Below are 15,409 nucleotides of genomic sequence, written 5' to 3'. Positions count from 1 at the left end.
ACGATGAGGAGGCGGAGCCATGCTGGTTCAAGGCGAACACATCGAAGAAACCCCGACCGAAGCCCGTCAGGGGCAGAACGTCAAAGGCATGACCACGGTGCTGCGCGTTTCGACGGTCCTGGCCATCATCGCCCTGGCGGCGGTGGTGCTGTTCTACGTCGTTTAGATTGAGCATGGGTTCTCCACGGTGAAATGTGGAGATCGCCTGGACACGAACAAATCGGGAACACATACTGGTTGCTTGCTCCTCCGCGCAAGGATCCAGAATGCTCGATTTTCGCCGCCGACCGCCGCTGGCCCCCGCCCAGCCTGCCTCGACTTGGGGCGACGATGCGACGCCCTCAGTCGGGGAAAACTGGGCGGACAGCAGCGACTTTCCGACCTTCGAGCGGAACGCCGATGCAGTTTTGCTTCCAGCGGTCCATCGGCGCCCCATCGACGCCTCGGATGTTCGCACCTGGGACTATCGGCCCGCCCGAGATGGCCGCGCCGAAGCGTCGCCCCTGCTTCAGCGCGCCAAGCAGCTCGCCTCGCCAACCGAAAGCAAGGCGGTCGCCGAGGCGCAAGCCGCGCGGGAAAAGCTGTTCGATGACTGGGATAAGAATCCGCAGAAAGAAATCGATTCCGGCCGGTTCTTTCGAGAAAAAGTTTTCGACGCCAAGCCCGATAAGAATAATATTCTGGTGGACTCCATCGGGATGTACGACCCACCCTTCTCTAAGGCGATGCGTGAAGGCCTGAAGCAGGCGACCCCCGAAGAGCTTGAAGCGATACAAAACATGCGCCCCAGGAACCCCCTCCAGGCTGCCCGTATCGCTTTGCCTGGCGGGCATATCAACTTGACGCCGCAACAACGCCAGCACTTCCTCAATATGATCGAGCGCGCGGGCCCGGATGGGCAGAAGATCGGGGCCAGCGCCCGGCAATATTGGGGAATGGAGAAGCGCAAATGAAAACCTGGGCAGCGCGCTACTGGCCATCATCCGTCGTAGGCGCTTGTATCGCCTACATTATTGGAGCTTTCGTCCTCACCTTCAGCATTTGGGCCATCCTCCCGAACAGCGCGTCATTCGATGGATATATAAACCCCACCCAAACGCTCTTCCCTGCGGTGCTTTCGCTGGTCTTCGTCAACCTGCTCGGCCCCAAGCTGGGACTAGGCCTAGCCCTCATCCTGGCTCTGCTCTCGGTCACCGTCGCTTACCAGATGAACAAGCGAAGCCTACGCCTAGGGATCGTGGCGCTCGTCGTGTATTTGGCGCTGTCTGCCTGGCTCTTTATCAGCCGAAGCGAAATCTACGCTCTCGCGGGGATCACCCAATCGTAGCGGCCTACGCCGCGCGAATGCCCGAGGCGTCGGCCTGCACGCCCACCACGGCGTCGTAGCCCAGGATCATGTCGACGTTGCGCCCATCGCTGGACAGAGGAAGGCGCAGCCACAGGATCGAGGTGTGGGCGGCGCCGCGCCAGGCCATGCTGTGGCAGCCGACGCCGGGACGGCGGCCATCGACGATCTTGTCCAGTTCGACGCGCCAATAGTCGGCGGCGGCGCTGTTGTAGACGTCGTTCAGGCTATGGCCCGTGATCTCCCGGCCATAGACGCTGTAAAGACCGGTGCCGGCCAGGCGCAGGCGATAGTCGCGCGGCTCATGCTTCACGTCGATCAGGCTGACGGTGGGCAGCAGGCGCTTGACGAAACCGGGCTGGAAGTCGGCGCGCGACGGCAGGCGTCCGCCCTTTCGCAGGGAGGCCCAATAGCTGAACATCTCCTCGTGAGCCCTTGCGGCTACGGCGGAGGCGCCCAGTTGCGCTGCCATGTTCAGATTCCTTAACAACCCGTTGGAATCACGGTGATTCACTATCGCTTAATCATCGAATCGCTGGCAAGCGCAAAGGCGAGGCTGCGACAAGATTTTCCACCTTGCGTGCGCGCCGGGCGTGACTCGCCTCCCCGGGGCCTCAAAAACGAAAACGCCCGCCGCTCGAAGGAGCGGCGGGCGTTTCGAACATCTCAGGGAGCTTAGCGGCCCTTGCGGGCCGGCTTCCGGCCGCCCTGGCCCAGGCCCATCTGCTTGGCCAGATCCGAACGGGCCTTGGCGTAGTTGGGGGCGACCATCGGATAGTCCTTCGCCAGACCCCACTTCGCCCGATAGTCTTCCGGGCTCATGTTGTACTTGGTGCGCAGGTGGCGCTTCAGCGATTTGAACTTGCGACCGTCCTCCAGGCAGACGAGGTAGTCCGGGGTGATCGAACGCTTCACCGGCACCGCGGGCTCGCGCGGCGCGGCCTCGACCGGCGCTTCGCCGCCGGCCACGCCGGTCAGGGCGCGGTGGATGCTCTGAATCAGGGCCGGGAGGTCGTTGGCGGCGACGCTGTTGTTGCCGACATAGGCGGAGACGATGTCCGCCGTCATCTCGATGATTTCCGATTTATCGTCCATGAGACCTGTCCAGACCTTGTCGGCTTGAATTATTTGGCTGTTGAATCAAACACAGCGTGGATGCCGACATATATACAGGCTCCACAGTGTGCAACCACTGAATTGTAACGATCGCCTCTCCTTGGGAGGAATCGGTAACCGTAGGTTATCTGCTAGCGCCTGACGCCGTGGCGGCGAACAGCGATATTTGGTTCACCCGTTGAAGGGCCCGCTAGCGTCCAAATTCGCGGGATAGGGCCAGCATCGCCGCCTTCTGGGGCGCGGAATATTCATCGATCGCCGCGTCGTCGCCTTCACGGATCGCCTTCATCAATGCAGGCGTCATGGCGGACGACAATGACCAGTTCCAGTACCGCAACACTGTCTGCGCTCGATCCACGGCGACGGTGTCGAAGATCTCCATTACCCGGGCCAGCTGCGGCGTTATGCCGCCGGAACGGTCAGCCTCCTGCCGCCGCAGCCCTCGCCAAAGCGCCCTGATCGCCACCCGCGGCAGGCCGGTGGCCTTGCACAGGATCGCCAGGGGCTCCCCACCCGGGTCGGTAAGAATCTTGGCCGCCGTCATCGGCTTCAGACCCGAAAGGTAGGCGATCTCCTCGGCGATCTCGCGCGTCATGCCGTTGGCGGCGGCCGCCACGGCCTCATCCAGGCTGGCGAACGGACTCTTGGCGATGGCCGCGCGATTGCGCTGCCGCCGCTCGATGAACTGCAGCGCCTTTCGGGAAAGCGGGTCCTGCCAGCCCTCCTCCGCCGCCATGCCGAAGATGTCGCTCACCGCCTCCTGCAGCACCTGCCGATCGACGGCGAAGCGCTGGAGGATGGTCTTGCGGCAAGTCGCGTCCGCCCACCAGAACATCACATAGGCGTGGCTGGGCCGCAGTTCGGCGCGACGCAGCAACGGCGCGATGACGTACGTGTTGTCGCGCGTCGCCGCCACGATCAGTTCCAGGGCCATGTGGCTCAGCCTGGCGGTGTCGTTTCGCAGCAGCGCCTCGATCACCGGGGCCTCGCCCGACTCGACCAGCGCGTCCGCCACCATCTCGCTCACCCCACGGCGCAGGGCGACCAGGTGGCGATGCTCCAGGGTCGCGGCCCGCACACAGTCCACGAGATCGGCGTCGCCCAGCGTCGGGCAGTCGGTCAGCAGTGGCCTCGCCACCTCGATGACATCGCGCAAAAGCAGACGAACGAGGATGCTGGGGATGTCGCTTAGGGTGGATAATCGACGGGCGACCCGCCCGCGCTCCTCAACCGCCGCCTCGCGCAGCATCTCGACCAGCAGGTCCGCGGTGACGGCGCGCTCGAAAGCGTTCACCCGGCTGCTCGGCAGGCAGACTACATCGGCCAGCCTCTTCAGCAACGCCGACCGCGCCCGAGAGGCCGGGCGCTCGACCGGCGCCGCCGAGACCGGCTCGACCTCGTCTTCCGGCGGTTCGATCAGGGGCGCAGGCTCGCTCATCGGCGATGCGGTCTCCGCAGGAGTCGGCGCGCCGAACGGCGCCCCTCGGCATCACAGCAGATGGCCGTTAACCAGGCGTTTGCGAAACCGTCGCGGCGGAAAGTCTTCAGGGAACCGCGACCGCCATGGCGTTGACCGCGCCCTGGGTTTCGCTGATCGGCGGCGAGGCGGCCGCCAGGGTGGTCGACACCGCCGGGTTGTCGAGCAGGGCGACGGTCTCGCGGATGTATCGGGCGTGGGTGACGATGCCGATCTCGAGGCGCTCGCCCGACATCTCCACCTGCTGGGTCAGGATGCCGGCGATGAACTGGGCCTCCTTGGCGTCGCCCGCGCCGGCGCGGCGCCGAGCGGCCTGCGACATGAACACCGGCCCCCCCGAATTGCCCGGGAAGACCGAGAAGTCGAGCAGGAAGGTCGGGAAGTTCGCCGAGGGCGCCAACGGATAGGAGGCGATGCGGCCGGCGCGCAGGATCGGGAAGCCCGCGGCGTTGGCGGCCAGACCGCGCGGGAAACCCAGCGCCATCATCTCGTCGCCGGGACCGATGTCGTCATCGGTGAAGGTTGCGTCGCTGGCCAGCCAATCCAGCGGAATGGCCGCGCGGGCGAACTCCGGCGGAGCATCGATGACCATGGCGGCCACGTCGCGGGTCGGATGCTTGGTCCAGATCGGCGCGGCGTCCTTGCCGGCGCGGATCTTCAGCGCCTGAGGGTCATATCGCCAAACGCCGTCCTGCGCCTGCACGCGGTAACCGATGCGGGCGTCGGTCTTCGGCATCTTTTCCAGCACGTGACCGGCGGTGATCAGGATGGTGCGCGGCTTGCCGTCCGCCGTGGGGGCGCTCACCAGAAAGCCGGTGCCCACGCTGCGCGAACCATCCCCCAGCGGCTGCTCAAGCTGCACGGTCGCCTTGATCAGATCGACGGATAGATCGATGGGCATGTCTACGAACTCTTCCCCTGGTGCGGGAATTTGACCGCACCCGTTCGCGTCGCCAAGCTGGCGGACTGACGCAGCCTCGCCCAATTGGATTTCATGTCGGTTAACCCTAGGCCCGCCCCGCCGCCTGCCCGAAAGCAGGGCAAGACCATTGAACAACTCGGTCGCCGTCGCACCGATGACTACGCCTGGTTGAAGGACGAGAACTGGCGGGCGGTCTTGCGCGATCCGTCGGTCATCCGCGCGGATATCAAGGCCCACCTCGAAGCCGAGAACGCCTACACCAAGGCCATGCTCGCCGGAACGGAAGCCCTGCAGGCCGCCCTGTTCGCCGAGATGAAAGGTCGCATCAAGGAGGACGACAGCTCCGTCCCGGCGCCCGACGGCCCCTTCGCCTACGCCGTGCGCTACGAAGCCGGCGCCCAGCATCCGCGCCACGTCCGCACCGCTCGCGACGGCGGCCCCGAGACCGTGTTGCTCGATGAAGAGGCCGAGGCGCGGGGCAAGCCCTTCTACGCGGTGAACGCCGCCGCCCATTCGCCGGATCACGCTCTCTTCGCCTGGGCGGTCGACGAACAGGGCTCGGAAGTCTGCCGCATCTTCGTGAAGGACCTGGCGACTGACCAGGTCGTCTCCGAGCCGGTGGAAAGCAGCACCGGCGACTTCTGCTTCTCCCCCTGCTCGCAATGGCTGTTCTGGACCTGGCGAGACGAGGAAGGCCGTCCCGCCAAGATCTTCCGTCGTCCCGCGCGCGGCGGCGAGGACGTGCTCGTCTATGAGGAGCCCGACGACGGCTTTTTCCTCGGCGTGGGCGTCGTCGCCTCGGACGCCTTCATCGTTATCGGCGCGGGCAATCAGGAGACCAGCGAGTCCTGGTTGATTCCGGCCTCGGACCCCACGGCCGCCCCCGTGGTGCTGGCCCCGCGCGAAACAGGCGTCCGCTACGAGGTCGAGCACTGGCGCGACCAGTTCGTCATCCGCACCAACGTCGACGGCGCCGTCGATTGGAAGCTGGTCACCGCCCCCGAGGCGACGCCTGGCCGCGCCCACTGGAAAGACTGGGTGGCGCACGAGCCCGGCCGCCTGATCGCCGGAACCCTGGCCTTCAAGGACTGGTTCGTCCGCCTGGACCGCGTCGACGCCCTAAACCGCATCGTGGTCACCGCCGCCTCGGGCGAGGAGCACACCGTCGCCTTCGAGGAAGAGGCCTACGCCCTCGGGCTTGAGCCGGGGCTGGAGTACGATACTCAGACCTTCCGGCTGATCTACAATTCGCCGACCACGCCGCGTCAGTGGTTCGACTACGACATGGCCACGCGCGAGCGGACCCTGCGCAAAACCCAGGAAATCCCCTCCGGCCACGACCCGTCCGCCTATGTCACCCGCCGTCTCGACGCCGTCGCCCCCGATGGCGAGCGGGTGCCGATCTTCGTCCTGGCCCGCGCCGACACGCCGCTCGATGGCGCGGCGCCGCTGATGCTCTACGGCTACGGCTCCTACGGCCATGCTCTCGACGCCAGCTTCTCGATCCGCAACCTCAGCCTCGTCGACCGCGGCTGGGTCTGGGCCACCGCCTGCGTGCGCGGCGGCTCGGAAAAGGGCTGGGGCTGGTTCCTCGATGGCAGGAAATTCAAGAAGACCAATACCTTCACCGACTTCGTCGCCTGCGCCGAACACCTCGTGGCCGAGGGCTACGGCGCCAAGGACAAGGTCGTCATCTATGGCGGCTCGGCCGGCGGCATGCTGGTCGGCGCCACCGCCAACCTGCGCCCCGATCTCTTCGCCGGCGTGATCGGCGCGGTGCCTTTCGTCGATGTGCTGAACACCATGAGCGACGTCGACCTGCCGCTCACCCCGCCCGAATGGCCCGAGTGGGGCGACCCCACCTCCGATCCGGCGGCCTACGACTACATCGCGGCCTACAGCCCGTACGACAACATCAAGGCCGAGCCCTACCCAGCCATCCTGGCCACCGGCGGCCTCTCCGATCCCCGCGTCACCTACTGGGAACCGGCCAAGTGGGTTGCCCGCCTGCGCGATGTCGCCACGGGCGATGCGCCCGTCCTGCTCAAGATGAACATGGAAGCCGGCCACGGCGGCGCTTCGGGCCGCTTCGACTTCCTCAAGGAGATCGCCCTCGACTACGCCTTCGCCATCTGGGCGGTGGAGCGCGGTTGGACCCGATGAGCGACGTCGTTCTCCGCTCCGCCGCGGCGGTCGACGCCCCTGCCCTGGCGAGCCTCTACGGCCACCACGTAACCCACGGCCTCGGCACCTTCGACCTGACGCCGCCCAGCGCCGAAACCATGGCCGAACGCATGGCGGGAATCCTCGCCCACGGCCTGCCCTATCTCGTCGCCGAGCTCGGTGGTCGCGTCGCCGGCTATGCCTACGCCGGCGTCTTCCGCCCCCGCGCCGGCTATGCCTTCACAGTGGAGGACAGCGTCTACATCGCCCCCGACGCGGTCGGCCAAGGCCTCGGCAAGACCCTGCTCTCCCGGGTCATCGCCGACTGCGAGGCCATGGGCCTGCGCCAGATGATCGCCTGCATCGGAGACAGCGGAAACGCCGCCTCCATCGGCCTGCACCGGTCGCTCGGCTTCATCCCTTCAGGCGTGGTCGAGGCGGCCGGGTTCAAGCACGGTCGCTGGGTCGACATCGTCTTCATGCGCCGCCCGCTCGGCGCCGGCGAAAGCGCCCCGCCGAGCGGACCCGGCCTGTCCTTCTAGGGGAACGCCCCGTCCCCCCGGTGGTTTGCACTGGGGCAAAGGAGGACGGCCATGCCCCATCAGAACGTCAATTCGCCCAAGGCGACGGAGCAGAACAGCGTCACCGGCTCCGGCCAGCCCAACGACCGCGCCGTCGAACAGAACCGCGCGACCCGGCCCGAGCCGCGCAGCTACGCGGCGCCCGATGTCGCCGACTCCACCCTCGCCGCGCCCGCCGCCGGCGAGATGCCGGACTACATGGACGAGGGCGACGCCCTGGGCGATGACGGCCTGCAACAAGGCGGCACGAACGCCAACCGCCCGATCCGCACCGAGGCCGAACGCGGCCAGGGCCCCAAGACCCGCGCCGCCAACCGCCGCATTGTAAAGACAGGCGAAGCCTGACTTTGCCTCCGCTCATCCCGGCGAAAGCCGGGATGAGGCTTAGACCCTATTTGTAGTTCAAGATCGGCGCGAGCCAGCGTTCGGCGATCTCAATGCTCCAGCCCTTGCGCCGGGCATAGTCCTCGACCTGGTCGCGATCGATCTTGCCGACGCCGAAGTAGTGCGCTTCGGGGTGCGCGAAATAGAGCCCGCTCACCGCCGCCGACGGCAGCATGGCGTAGCTCTCGGTCAGCTCCATCCCGGCCGTTTCGCCGGCCTGCAGCAGCTCGAACAGCGTCGCCTTCTCGGTGTGGTCGGGCTGGGCCGGATAGCCCGGCGCCGGACGGATGCCACGGTACTTCTCGGCGATCATCTGCTCGGCGTCCCACGCCTCGTCGACGGCATAGGGCCAGAGCTCAGTGCGCACGCGGTAGTGCATCGCCTCGGCGAAGGCTTCCGCAAGCCGGTCGGCCAGGGCCGAGACCATGATCGCCGAATAATCGTCGCCCGCCTTCTTGAACTTCTCGACGAGTTCGGCCTCGCCGTGGCCGGCGGTCACCGCGAAGGCGCCGATATAGTCCTCGCCGACGCCCAGCGGCGCCACGAAGTCGCTGAGCGCCACATTGGCCTTGCCGGCCGACTTCTGCATCTGCTGGCGCAGGGTGTGGAAGCGCGCCAACTCGGTCACCCGGCGCTCGTCGGCCCACACGATGATGTCGTCGCCCTGGGCGTTCGCCGGCCAGAAGCCGACGACGCCATGCGCCTCGAACCACTTTTCCTCGACGATCTTCTTCAGCATCGCCTGGGCGTCCTTGAAGAGGTCCGTCGCCGCCTCGCCGACCACGTCGTCGGTCAGGATGTCGGGATAGCGCCCGGCCAGCTCCCAGCTGGAAAAGAACGGCGTCCAGTCGATGTGCCGCGCCAGGTCGGCCAGGTCATAGGTCTGGAACGCCCGCGTCCCCAAAAAGCTCGGCTTCTCGATCTCACCCCAGTTGATCGGGTGGGCATTGGCCCGCGCGTTCTCGATGGAGACGCGAGCCTTGGCCTCCTGGCCCCGCGCGAACTGCTCGCGGATCTTCACATATTCGGCCTTGGTTTCGGCCTTGATCTTGTCCTTGTCCGAACCGAGTAGCCCGGACACCACGCCCACCGCGCGGCTGGCGTCGAGCACATAGGTCACTCCGCCGGCCGGGTAGGACGGCTCGATCTTCACCGCCGTGTGCGTCCGGCTGGTCGTCGCTCCGCCGATCAGCAGGGGCATATCCATGCCGCGTCGCTGCATTTCGGAGGCGACGTAGACCATCTCGTCCAGCGAGGGCGTGATCAGGCCCGAAAGACCGATCATGTCGGCCTTGTGCTCGACGGCCGCCTCGAGGATGCGCTCGGCCGGAACCATCACCCCGAGGTCGACAACCTCGTAGTTGTTACACTGCAGCACCACCCCGACGATGTTCTTGCCGATGTCGTGCACATCGCCCTTCACCGTGGCGATCACCATCTTGCCCGCGCTGGAGCGCGGCTGACCGTCCTTCTCGGCTTCCATGAACGGCATCAACCAGGCCACCGCCTGCTTCATCACCCGCGCCGACTTCACCACCTGCGGCAGGAACATCTTGCCCGAACCGAACAGGTCGCCGACCACGTTCATGCCGTCCATCAGCGGGCCTTCGATCACATGCAGCGGCCGCTCCGCCGCCAGGCGCGCCTCCTCCGTATCGGCGTCGATGAAGTCGGTGATGCCGTTGACCAGCGCGTGCGTGAGACGCTCCGCCACCGTGCCGTTGCGCCATTGCAGGTCGACGACTTGCGGCGCCCCCTTCTCTCCCTTGTACTTCGGGGCCAGCTCGACCAGCCGCTCGGTCTGCGAACCGCCTGCCTTGGGCTTGCGGTTGAGGATCACGTCCTCCACCGCCTCGCGCAGCTCCGGGTCGATGTCGTCATAGACCGGCAGGTCGCCGGCGTTGACGATGCCCATGTCCATGCCGGCGTTGATCGCGTGGTAGAGGAATACCGAGTGGATCGCCCGACGGACCGGCTCGTTGCCGCGGAAGCTGAACGACACGTTCGAGACGCCGCCCGAGACCCGCGCATAGGGCAGGGTCTGCTTGATGATCCGCGTCGCCTCGATGAAGTCGACCGCGTAGTTGTCGTGTTCCTCGATGCCCGTCGCCACCGCGAAGATGTTGGGGTCGAAGATGATGTCCTCGGGCGGGAAGCCCACCTTGTCGACCAGGGTGTGGTAGGCGCGCGTGCAGATATCGACCTTGCGCGCGCAGGTGTCGGCCTGGCCGACCTCGTCGAAGGCCATCACCACCACGGCCGCGCCGTATCGCAGGCATTTGCGCGCCTCGGCGAGGAACTTCTCCTCGCCTTCCTTCATGCTGATGGAGTTGACGATGCACTTGCCCTGCACCGTCTGCAGGCCGGCCTCGATCACCTCCCACTTGGAGCTGTCGACCATGATCGGCACGCGGGCGATGTCCGGTTCGGCCGCGAGCAGGTTCAGGAAGGTGACCATCGCCGCCTTCGAGTCGAGCAGACCCTCGTCCATGTTGACGTCGATGACCTGGGCGCCGGCTTCCACCTGCTGACGCGCGACCGACAGCGCCTCGGCGTAGTTCCCGTCCACGATCAGCCGCTTGAACTTGGCCGAACCAGTGACGTTGGTGCGCTCACCGACGTTGACGAAGACAGGTCGCATCGAACTCTTACTCGGACTTGGGGGCTTCGCGGCCGGCCAGGACCAGGCGGCGCGTGAGGATGGACTGGGGCGCGCCCGCGGCCACGGCGTGGGGCCAGCGCGTCGGCGCGGATTGGCGATAGTCTTCGAGGCCCCGCGCGATCTGCGACAGGCGCGCAAGATCGGCCTCGGCGGCGGCGGCCACCACCTCGGCGGGCGTCAGGCTGACGGGGGAGGCGTTGGGGTCGATGCCCCAGCGGGCGCAGGCCTTATAGACCACGCCGCCCAGGGTCGCGGCCGCCTGCGGGCTGACCGCGCGCCGGTTCATGCGGCTGCGCAGATCGCGGATCATCTCCACCTCGACGGCGGAGAGCGCGAGTTTCGGATCGATGGCCATCAGCGGCGCCCTCCCCTCGGGAAGGCGCCGCTCAGGCGTGAACCTACTTCGTCTTGGCGGCGATCACTTCCACCTCGATGAACGCGCCCGGCGAGACGAGGTTGGCCACCTCGACGGTCGAACGCGTCGGCTTGTTCGGCTGCGCGGGCGTGCCGTAGTGACGGCCGTAGGCGGCCATCATGCCGGCGAAGTCCATCGCGCCCTTGGCAGGATCCTTCGACAGAAACACGGTCATCTTGACCACATCGCCTTCCGTCAGACCCTGGGCCTTCAGAAGGTCGGCGATCTTCGTGAAGACGCTCTCGGCCTGGGTCTCGGTGTTTCCATAGCTCGGCGGCGTCGTGGCCGGCGTCACCGCGCTGGGCAGCTGGCCCGACAGGAAAATCAAGTCCGTGCCGGCGGGCACGCTCGCCGTGGCGGCGATCGCTGCGGTCGGCGCGCCGGTGCGTGTCACCTGCGCATGGGCCATGCCCACCATGGCGCCGAGCGCGGCGATGGTCGTCAGGAAGGTGCGGATCATGGAAGCGTCCTTGTTGCTGCATCGCCAGACTGGCCGCTTCCTGCTCAGCCGACGAGTTCGAACGGCTCTAGGCCGGCCAGACGCAGCCCCTTCGGCCGTTCCGCGGGCGCCCGCGGCGCCACATCGCGCACTTCGTCAGCAACGTGACGAATATGGTCCGGAGTCGTGCCACAGCAGCCGCCCAGGATGTTGACGAGCCCATCCTTGGCCCACTCGTGCAGTTCGTGCGCCGTCTCGTGCGGCTCCTCGTCGTACTCGCCGAAGGCGTTGGGCAGGCCGGCGTTGGGGTAGGCGGCCACCAGGGTGTCGGCGATCCGCGCCAGTTCGGCCACGTGCGGTCGCATCAGGTCCGCGCCCAGGGCGCAGTTGAAGCCCACGGCGAAGGGCTTGGCGTGCTTCACCGAGTTCCAGAACGCCTCCGCCGTCTGGCCGGAAAGCGTCCGGCCCGAACGGTCGGTGATGGTGCCCGAGATCCAGATCGGCAGCGGCTCATAGCCCTCGTCCTCGAGGTCCATGATCGCCTTCAGCGCCGCCTTGCAGTTCAGGGTGTCGGTGATCGTCTCGATCAGGAAGAGGTCGACCCCGCCCTCATGCAGCGCCCGCACCTGCTCGCTGTAGGCCCCATAGACCTCCTCGAACGTCACCAGCCGCGCGCCGGGGTCGTTCACGTCGGACGACATCGACAGCATCTTGTTCAACGGCCCGATCGAGCCGGCGGCGAAGCGCGGCTTGTGCGGATCCTTGGCGGTCCACCGATCCGCGGCTTCCCGCGCCAATCTTGCGCCCTGCAGGTTGATGTCGCGCACCGCCTGGGCGTCCAGCTTGTAGTCGTCCTGGGCGATGCTCGTGGCCGAGAAGGTGTTAGTCTCGGAAATGTCGGCCCCGGCCTCGAAATAGGCGTCGTGCAGCTCGGCCACGATGTCCGGCCGGGTCAGGCACAGGATGTCATTGTTGCCCTTCATCTGGCCGACGTGGCCCGCGAACCGCTCGCCGCGGAAGTCGGCCTCGTCCAGCTTGCGGCGCTGGATCATCACGCCCCAGGCCCCGTCGAGGATCAGAATGCGCTCCTTGGCGGCCGCCTTCAGGGCGGCGATGCGTTCGGTGCGGTTGGTCGGGGGCGTGGTCACTTGCGGGCTTCCTGGCGGGCGAGATCGGCCTTGAACGCGGCTTCCTGCCGGTCGAGCAGACGCTCATAGGCGGCGCGGTCGATGAAGGGGTTCGGCTTGCCAGGCGCGATCCGCGCCTGCTTGCCCCACAGGTTCACGAACTCGGCGTGCGGTCCCAGGATCACGTCGCCCTTGATCGCGCGGGCGGTCGCGAAGGTCTTTTGATAGTCGGCGACGATGCCGGGGTACTGCGGCGGGACCAGGCTGTTGGCCGCCACCGAGGCGCTGCAGAAGTTCAGGGCGGTGTGGGTCGTCCCGCCGTCCTTCACCGGCCAGGTCCAGGTCGTGCAGCCGGCGGTGTGGCCGGCGGTGACGTGCGCGGTCAGGGTCACCCCGCCCAGGCTCACCGTCTCGCCGTCCTTGATGGCGCGATCGACCTTCACCGGCGGGAAGTCGAACGCCTTCACCTGTTCCGACCCGGGATAGACGCCCTTCTCCATGGCGTAGACGTCGCCCTGGGTCACCACCAGCTGCGCCTTGGTGTCGGCCTTCAGCTTGGCCACGCCGCCGGAATGATCGTAGTGCGCATGGCTGATCAGCAGAATCTTTACGTCGCTCAGTTTGAAGCCCAGCGCGGCGATGTTCTGCTCCACCACGGCGGCGCTCTGCGGCAGCCCGACATCCAGCAGGATGTGCCCCTGGGGCGTGGTGATCAGATAGGCCGCCAGGCCCCGCGTGCCGACGTAATAGGTATTGTCGATGATGCGGAACGGCTTGGCGGGCTGGGTCCAGCTCGACTCCTGCGCCCGCGCGCCGCCGGCCAGAGCCGTCAGCGCCGCCGCGATGAAGATCGCCTTCTTCATGCCGCCGCCTCGCTTTGGACCGGCTCGCGCACGCCCAGCACGCGGCAGATGGCGTAGACGAGGTCGGCCCGGTTCAGGGTGTAGAAATGGAAATCGGAGAAGCCCTGCTCCTCCAGCTTGGCGCACATCTCCGCCGCCACCGAGCAGGCGATCAGCCGCCGGGTGTCCGCATCGCCGTCCAGGCCGTCGAACAGGTTGCCCAGCCAGGCCGGCACGCTGGCCTCGCAGGCGGCGGCCATCTTCACCAGGCCCTTGAAGTTGGTCACCGGCATGATCGCCGGCAGGATCGGGATGCCGATCCCCGCGTCGCGCACCTTGTCGTGGAAGCGCAGGAAGGCGTCGATGTCGAAGAAGAACTGGCTGATCGCCGTGGTCGCTCCGGCGTCGACCTTGGCCTTCAGCACGTCGATATCGTGCTGCAGCGACGGGCTTTCCGGGTGCTTCTCGGGATAGACCCCGACCATCACCTCGAACGGCGCGATGCGGGTGATGGCGGCGGTCAGCTCCGTCGCATTGGCGTATCCATCGGCGCGCGGAACGTAGACGCCGCCGACGCCCGACGGCGGGTCGCCCCGCAGGGCCACGATGTGGCGCACGCCCGCTTCCCAGTATTCGCGGATCACCTCGTCCACGTCCTCGCGGCTGGCCTCGACGCAGGTCAGGTGCGCGGCGGGCTTCAGCGTCGTCTCATCGAGGATGCGGCGCACCGTGCGGTGGGTGCGCTCGCGGGTCGAGCCGCCGGCGCCGTAGGTCACCGAGACGAAGCTCGGCGCCAGCGGAGCCAGGCGACCGATCGAATTCCACAGGGTCTCTTCCGCCTCGGGCGTCTTCGGCGGAAAGAATTCGAACGACACGCGCGGACCACGCGCCGGGCCGCGCTCGCCGGCCAGCGCGACCGGGCCGATGACGCGGGGAGAAACGATAGACGCCTGGGCGCTCACGCGGCGCTCCTTTCCACATTGGCGGCGCGCCGCGCCGTCCACACCTTCACTGTCAGCCCGCCCGCCCGCGCCGGGGCCAGGGCCTGGGGTTCCGGCGCCTCCAGGCCGGCGCCCGCCAGCCAGCGATGCATCTCCTCGTCGGAGAACCCGAGGCGGCGGTGCTGATGCTGCTCGCGCAGGAACTCCAGCTCGTGCGGCGCGAAATCGACGATCACCAGCTTGCCGCCCGGCGCGGTCAGGCGCGCGGCCTCGGCCACGGCGGCCGCGGGGTCGCCCAGGTAGTGCAGCACCTGATGCACGGTGACGAGGTCGCCCGCGCCATCGGGCAGGCGCGTCGCGAAGATGTCGCCGTGACGCAGTTCGCAAGCCGCCAGGCCGGCCTTGGCCACCTCATTGCGCGCGATGTTCAGCATCTGCTGCGACAGATCGAGACCCACGGCGCTCCGCGCCCGGCCACCGAGCAGAGTCAGCATGCGGCCGGTGCCGGCTCCAAGGTCGATCAGCCGCGCGAACGGCCCGGCCCCCGCCGCCGCCAGCACCGCGGCCTCGACCTCGGCCTCGTCGACATAGAGCGAGCGGATTTCGTCCCACCGCGCGGCGTTGCGCGCGAAATAGGAGGCGGCGGCGTCGGAGCGTTCGGCGCGCACGGCCGCCAGCTGTCCGACGTCACGCACCGCGCCGGCGTCGGCCGGATCGACCAGGGCCAGGGCCTGCTCCACCAGGGTGCGCCCCTCCCCGCCCGCCGCCAGGCGGTAGAAGACCCAGGCGCCGTCGGGGAAGCGTTCGACCAGTCCGGCCTCGGCCAGCAGCTTCAGGTGCCGCGAGACGCGCGGCTGGCTCTGATCGAGGATGCGGCCCAGTTCGAGAACCGACAGTTCCTCATGGGCCAGCAGCGCCAGGATGCGCAGGCGCGTGGGCTCCCCCGCCGCGCGAAGGATCTCGACCAGCTGTTCGCTTGAAACGGTCATAATGAC

At 67.3% G+C, this 15,409-nt stretch carries 17 protein-coding genes; 6 read left to right on the top strand and 11 right to left on the bottom strand.

From position 1 onward, the window contains the following. The first annotated feature begins 19 nt into the window (after window positions 1-19). The 3 genes from ACFLIT_RS05240 to ACFLIT_RS05230 all read left to right on the top strand — a co-directional run bounded on the left by ACFLIT_RS05240 (window position 20) and on the right by ACFLIT_RS05230 (window position 1,327). Window positions 20-166, top strand: a complete 147-nt coding sequence (locus ACFLIT_RS05240) for a hypothetical protein (protein WP_479910146.1) — start codon at window positions 20-22, stop codon at window positions 164-166. A 100-nt stretch (window positions 167-266) separates the two neighbouring features. Continuing rightward, entirely contained in the window at window positions 267-953 is a 687-nt protein-coding gene (locus tag ACFLIT_RS05235) for a hypothetical protein (RefSeq protein ID WP_479910145.1), read from the top strand. Beyond that, window positions 950-1,327: a hypothetical protein gene (locus ACFLIT_RS05230; protein ID WP_479910144.1), complete on the top strand. Its 378-nt coding sequence runs from the start codon at window positions 950-952 to the stop codon at window positions 1,325-1,327. The genes ACFLIT_RS05235 and ACFLIT_RS05230 overlap by 4 nt, the downstream gene beginning before the upstream one ends. A gap of 4 nt (window positions 1,328-1,331) precedes the next feature. On the opposite strand, the gene mopJ is transcribed toward ACFLIT_RS05230, so the two are convergent. The 4 genes from mopJ to ACFLIT_RS05210 all read right to left on the bottom strand — a co-directional run bounded on the left by mopJ (window position 1,332) and on the right by ACFLIT_RS05210 (window position 4,839). After that, window positions 1,332-1,817 (bottom strand): motility/cell cycle regulatory protein MopJ, encoded by a 486-nt coding sequence (gene mopJ / locus ACFLIT_RS05225; RefSeq protein WP_479910143.1) that lies wholly within the window; start codon window positions 1,815-1,817, stop codon window positions 1,332-1,334. A gap of 203 nt (window positions 1,818-2,020) precedes the next feature. Then, the gene (locus ACFLIT_RS05220; protein WP_479910142.1) at window positions 2,021-2,440 is read right to left on the bottom strand and encodes a Ros/MucR family transcriptional regulator; all 420 of its coding nucleotides are present in this window, start codon (window positions 2,438-2,440) and stop codon (window positions 2,021-2,023) included. Between the two features lie 211 nt (window positions 2,441-2,651). Continuing rightward, window positions 2,652-3,899 carry a DUF2336 domain-containing protein gene (locus ACFLIT_RS05215; protein WP_479910141.1) on the bottom strand — a complete coding sequence of 416 codons (1,248 nt, stop codon included), beginning with the start codon at window positions 3,897-3,899 and terminating at the stop codon, window positions 2,652-2,654. A 106-nt stretch (window positions 3,900-4,005) separates the two neighbouring features. Then, window positions 4,006-4,839 carry a trypsin-like serine peptidase gene (locus tag ACFLIT_RS05210; RefSeq protein ID WP_479910140.1) on the bottom strand — a complete coding sequence of 278 codons (834 nt, stop codon included), beginning with the start codon at window positions 4,837-4,839 and terminating at the stop codon, window positions 4,006-4,008. 93 nt (window positions 4,840-4,932) lie between these two features. Between ACFLIT_RS05210 and ACFLIT_RS05205 the strand changes: the two genes are divergently transcribed. The 3 genes from ACFLIT_RS05205 to ACFLIT_RS05195 are packed head-to-tail and all read left to right on the top strand — an operon-like array spanning window position 4,933 to window position 7,949. Then, window positions 4,933-7,023, top strand: coding sequence for a S9 family peptidase (locus ACFLIT_RS05205; RefSeq protein ID WP_479910139.1), 2,091 nt, complete (start codon window positions 4,933-4,935; stop codon window positions 7,021-7,023). Further along, on the top strand, window positions 7,020-7,565 hold the full coding sequence (locus ACFLIT_RS05200; RefSeq protein WP_479910138.1) for an N-acetyltransferase family protein: 546 nt from the start codon (window positions 7,020-7,022) through the stop codon (window positions 7,563-7,565). Before ACFLIT_RS05205 ends, ACFLIT_RS05200 begins: the two co-directional genes overlap by 4 nt. Window positions 7,566-7,616: 51 nt before the next feature. Beyond that, a complete protein-coding gene (locus tag ACFLIT_RS05195) occupies window positions 7,617-7,949 on the top strand; it encodes a hypothetical protein (protein ID WP_479910137.1) in 333 nt (110 codons plus the stop codon). A gap of 46 nt (window positions 7,950-7,995) precedes the next feature. On the opposite strand, the gene metH is transcribed toward ACFLIT_RS05195, so the two are convergent. The 7 genes from metH to ACFLIT_RS05160 are packed head-to-tail and all read right to left on the bottom strand — an operon-like array spanning window position 7,996 to window position 15,403. After that, a complete protein-coding gene (metH, locus tag ACFLIT_RS05190; RefSeq protein ID WP_479910136.1) occupies window positions 7,996-10,629 on the bottom strand; it encodes a methionine synthase in 2,634 nt (877 codons plus the stop codon). 7 nt (window positions 10,630-10,636) lie between these two features. Next, entirely contained in the window at window positions 10,637-11,005 is a 369-nt protein-coding gene (locus tag ACFLIT_RS05185; RefSeq protein ID WP_479910135.1) for a hypothetical protein, read from the bottom strand. A gap of 43 nt (window positions 11,006-11,048) precedes the next feature. Next, window positions 11,049-11,525: a Rid family hydrolase gene (locus ACFLIT_RS05180; RefSeq protein WP_479910134.1), complete on the bottom strand. Its 477-nt coding sequence runs from the start codon at window positions 11,523-11,525 to the stop codon at window positions 11,049-11,051. A 44-nt stretch (window positions 11,526-11,569) separates the two neighbouring features. Next, window positions 11,570-12,652: a homocysteine S-methyltransferase family protein gene (locus tag ACFLIT_RS05175; protein ID WP_479910133.1), complete on the bottom strand. Its 1,083-nt coding sequence runs from the start codon at window positions 12,650-12,652 to the stop codon at window positions 11,570-11,572. Next, window positions 12,649-13,494, bottom strand: coding sequence for a subclass B3 metallo-beta-lactamase (bla, locus tag ACFLIT_RS05170; protein ID WP_479910132.1), 846 nt, complete (start codon window positions 13,492-13,494; stop codon window positions 12,649-12,651). The genes ACFLIT_RS05175 and bla overlap by 4 nt, the downstream gene beginning before the upstream one ends. Beyond that, window positions 13,491-14,417 carry a methylenetetrahydrofolate reductase [NAD(P)H] gene (metF, locus tag ACFLIT_RS05165; protein WP_479910358.1) on the bottom strand — a complete coding sequence of 309 codons (927 nt, stop codon included), beginning with the start codon at window positions 14,415-14,417 and terminating at the stop codon, window positions 13,491-13,493. Before metF ends, bla begins: the two co-directional genes overlap by 4 nt. A gap of 14 nt (window positions 14,418-14,431) precedes the next feature. Continuing rightward, window positions 14,432-15,403 (bottom strand): ArsR/SmtB family transcription factor, encoded by a 972-nt coding sequence (locus ACFLIT_RS05160; protein ID WP_479910131.1) that lies wholly within the window; start codon window positions 15,401-15,403, stop codon window positions 14,432-14,434. Between the last annotated feature and the right edge of the window lie 6 nt (window positions 15,404-15,409).

Source organism: Caulobacter sp. HJHS_5, from assembly GCF_056683955.1.
Note: the sequence above shows the minus strand (reverse complement) of the source record. Positions and strands in the feature narration are given on the sequence as shown.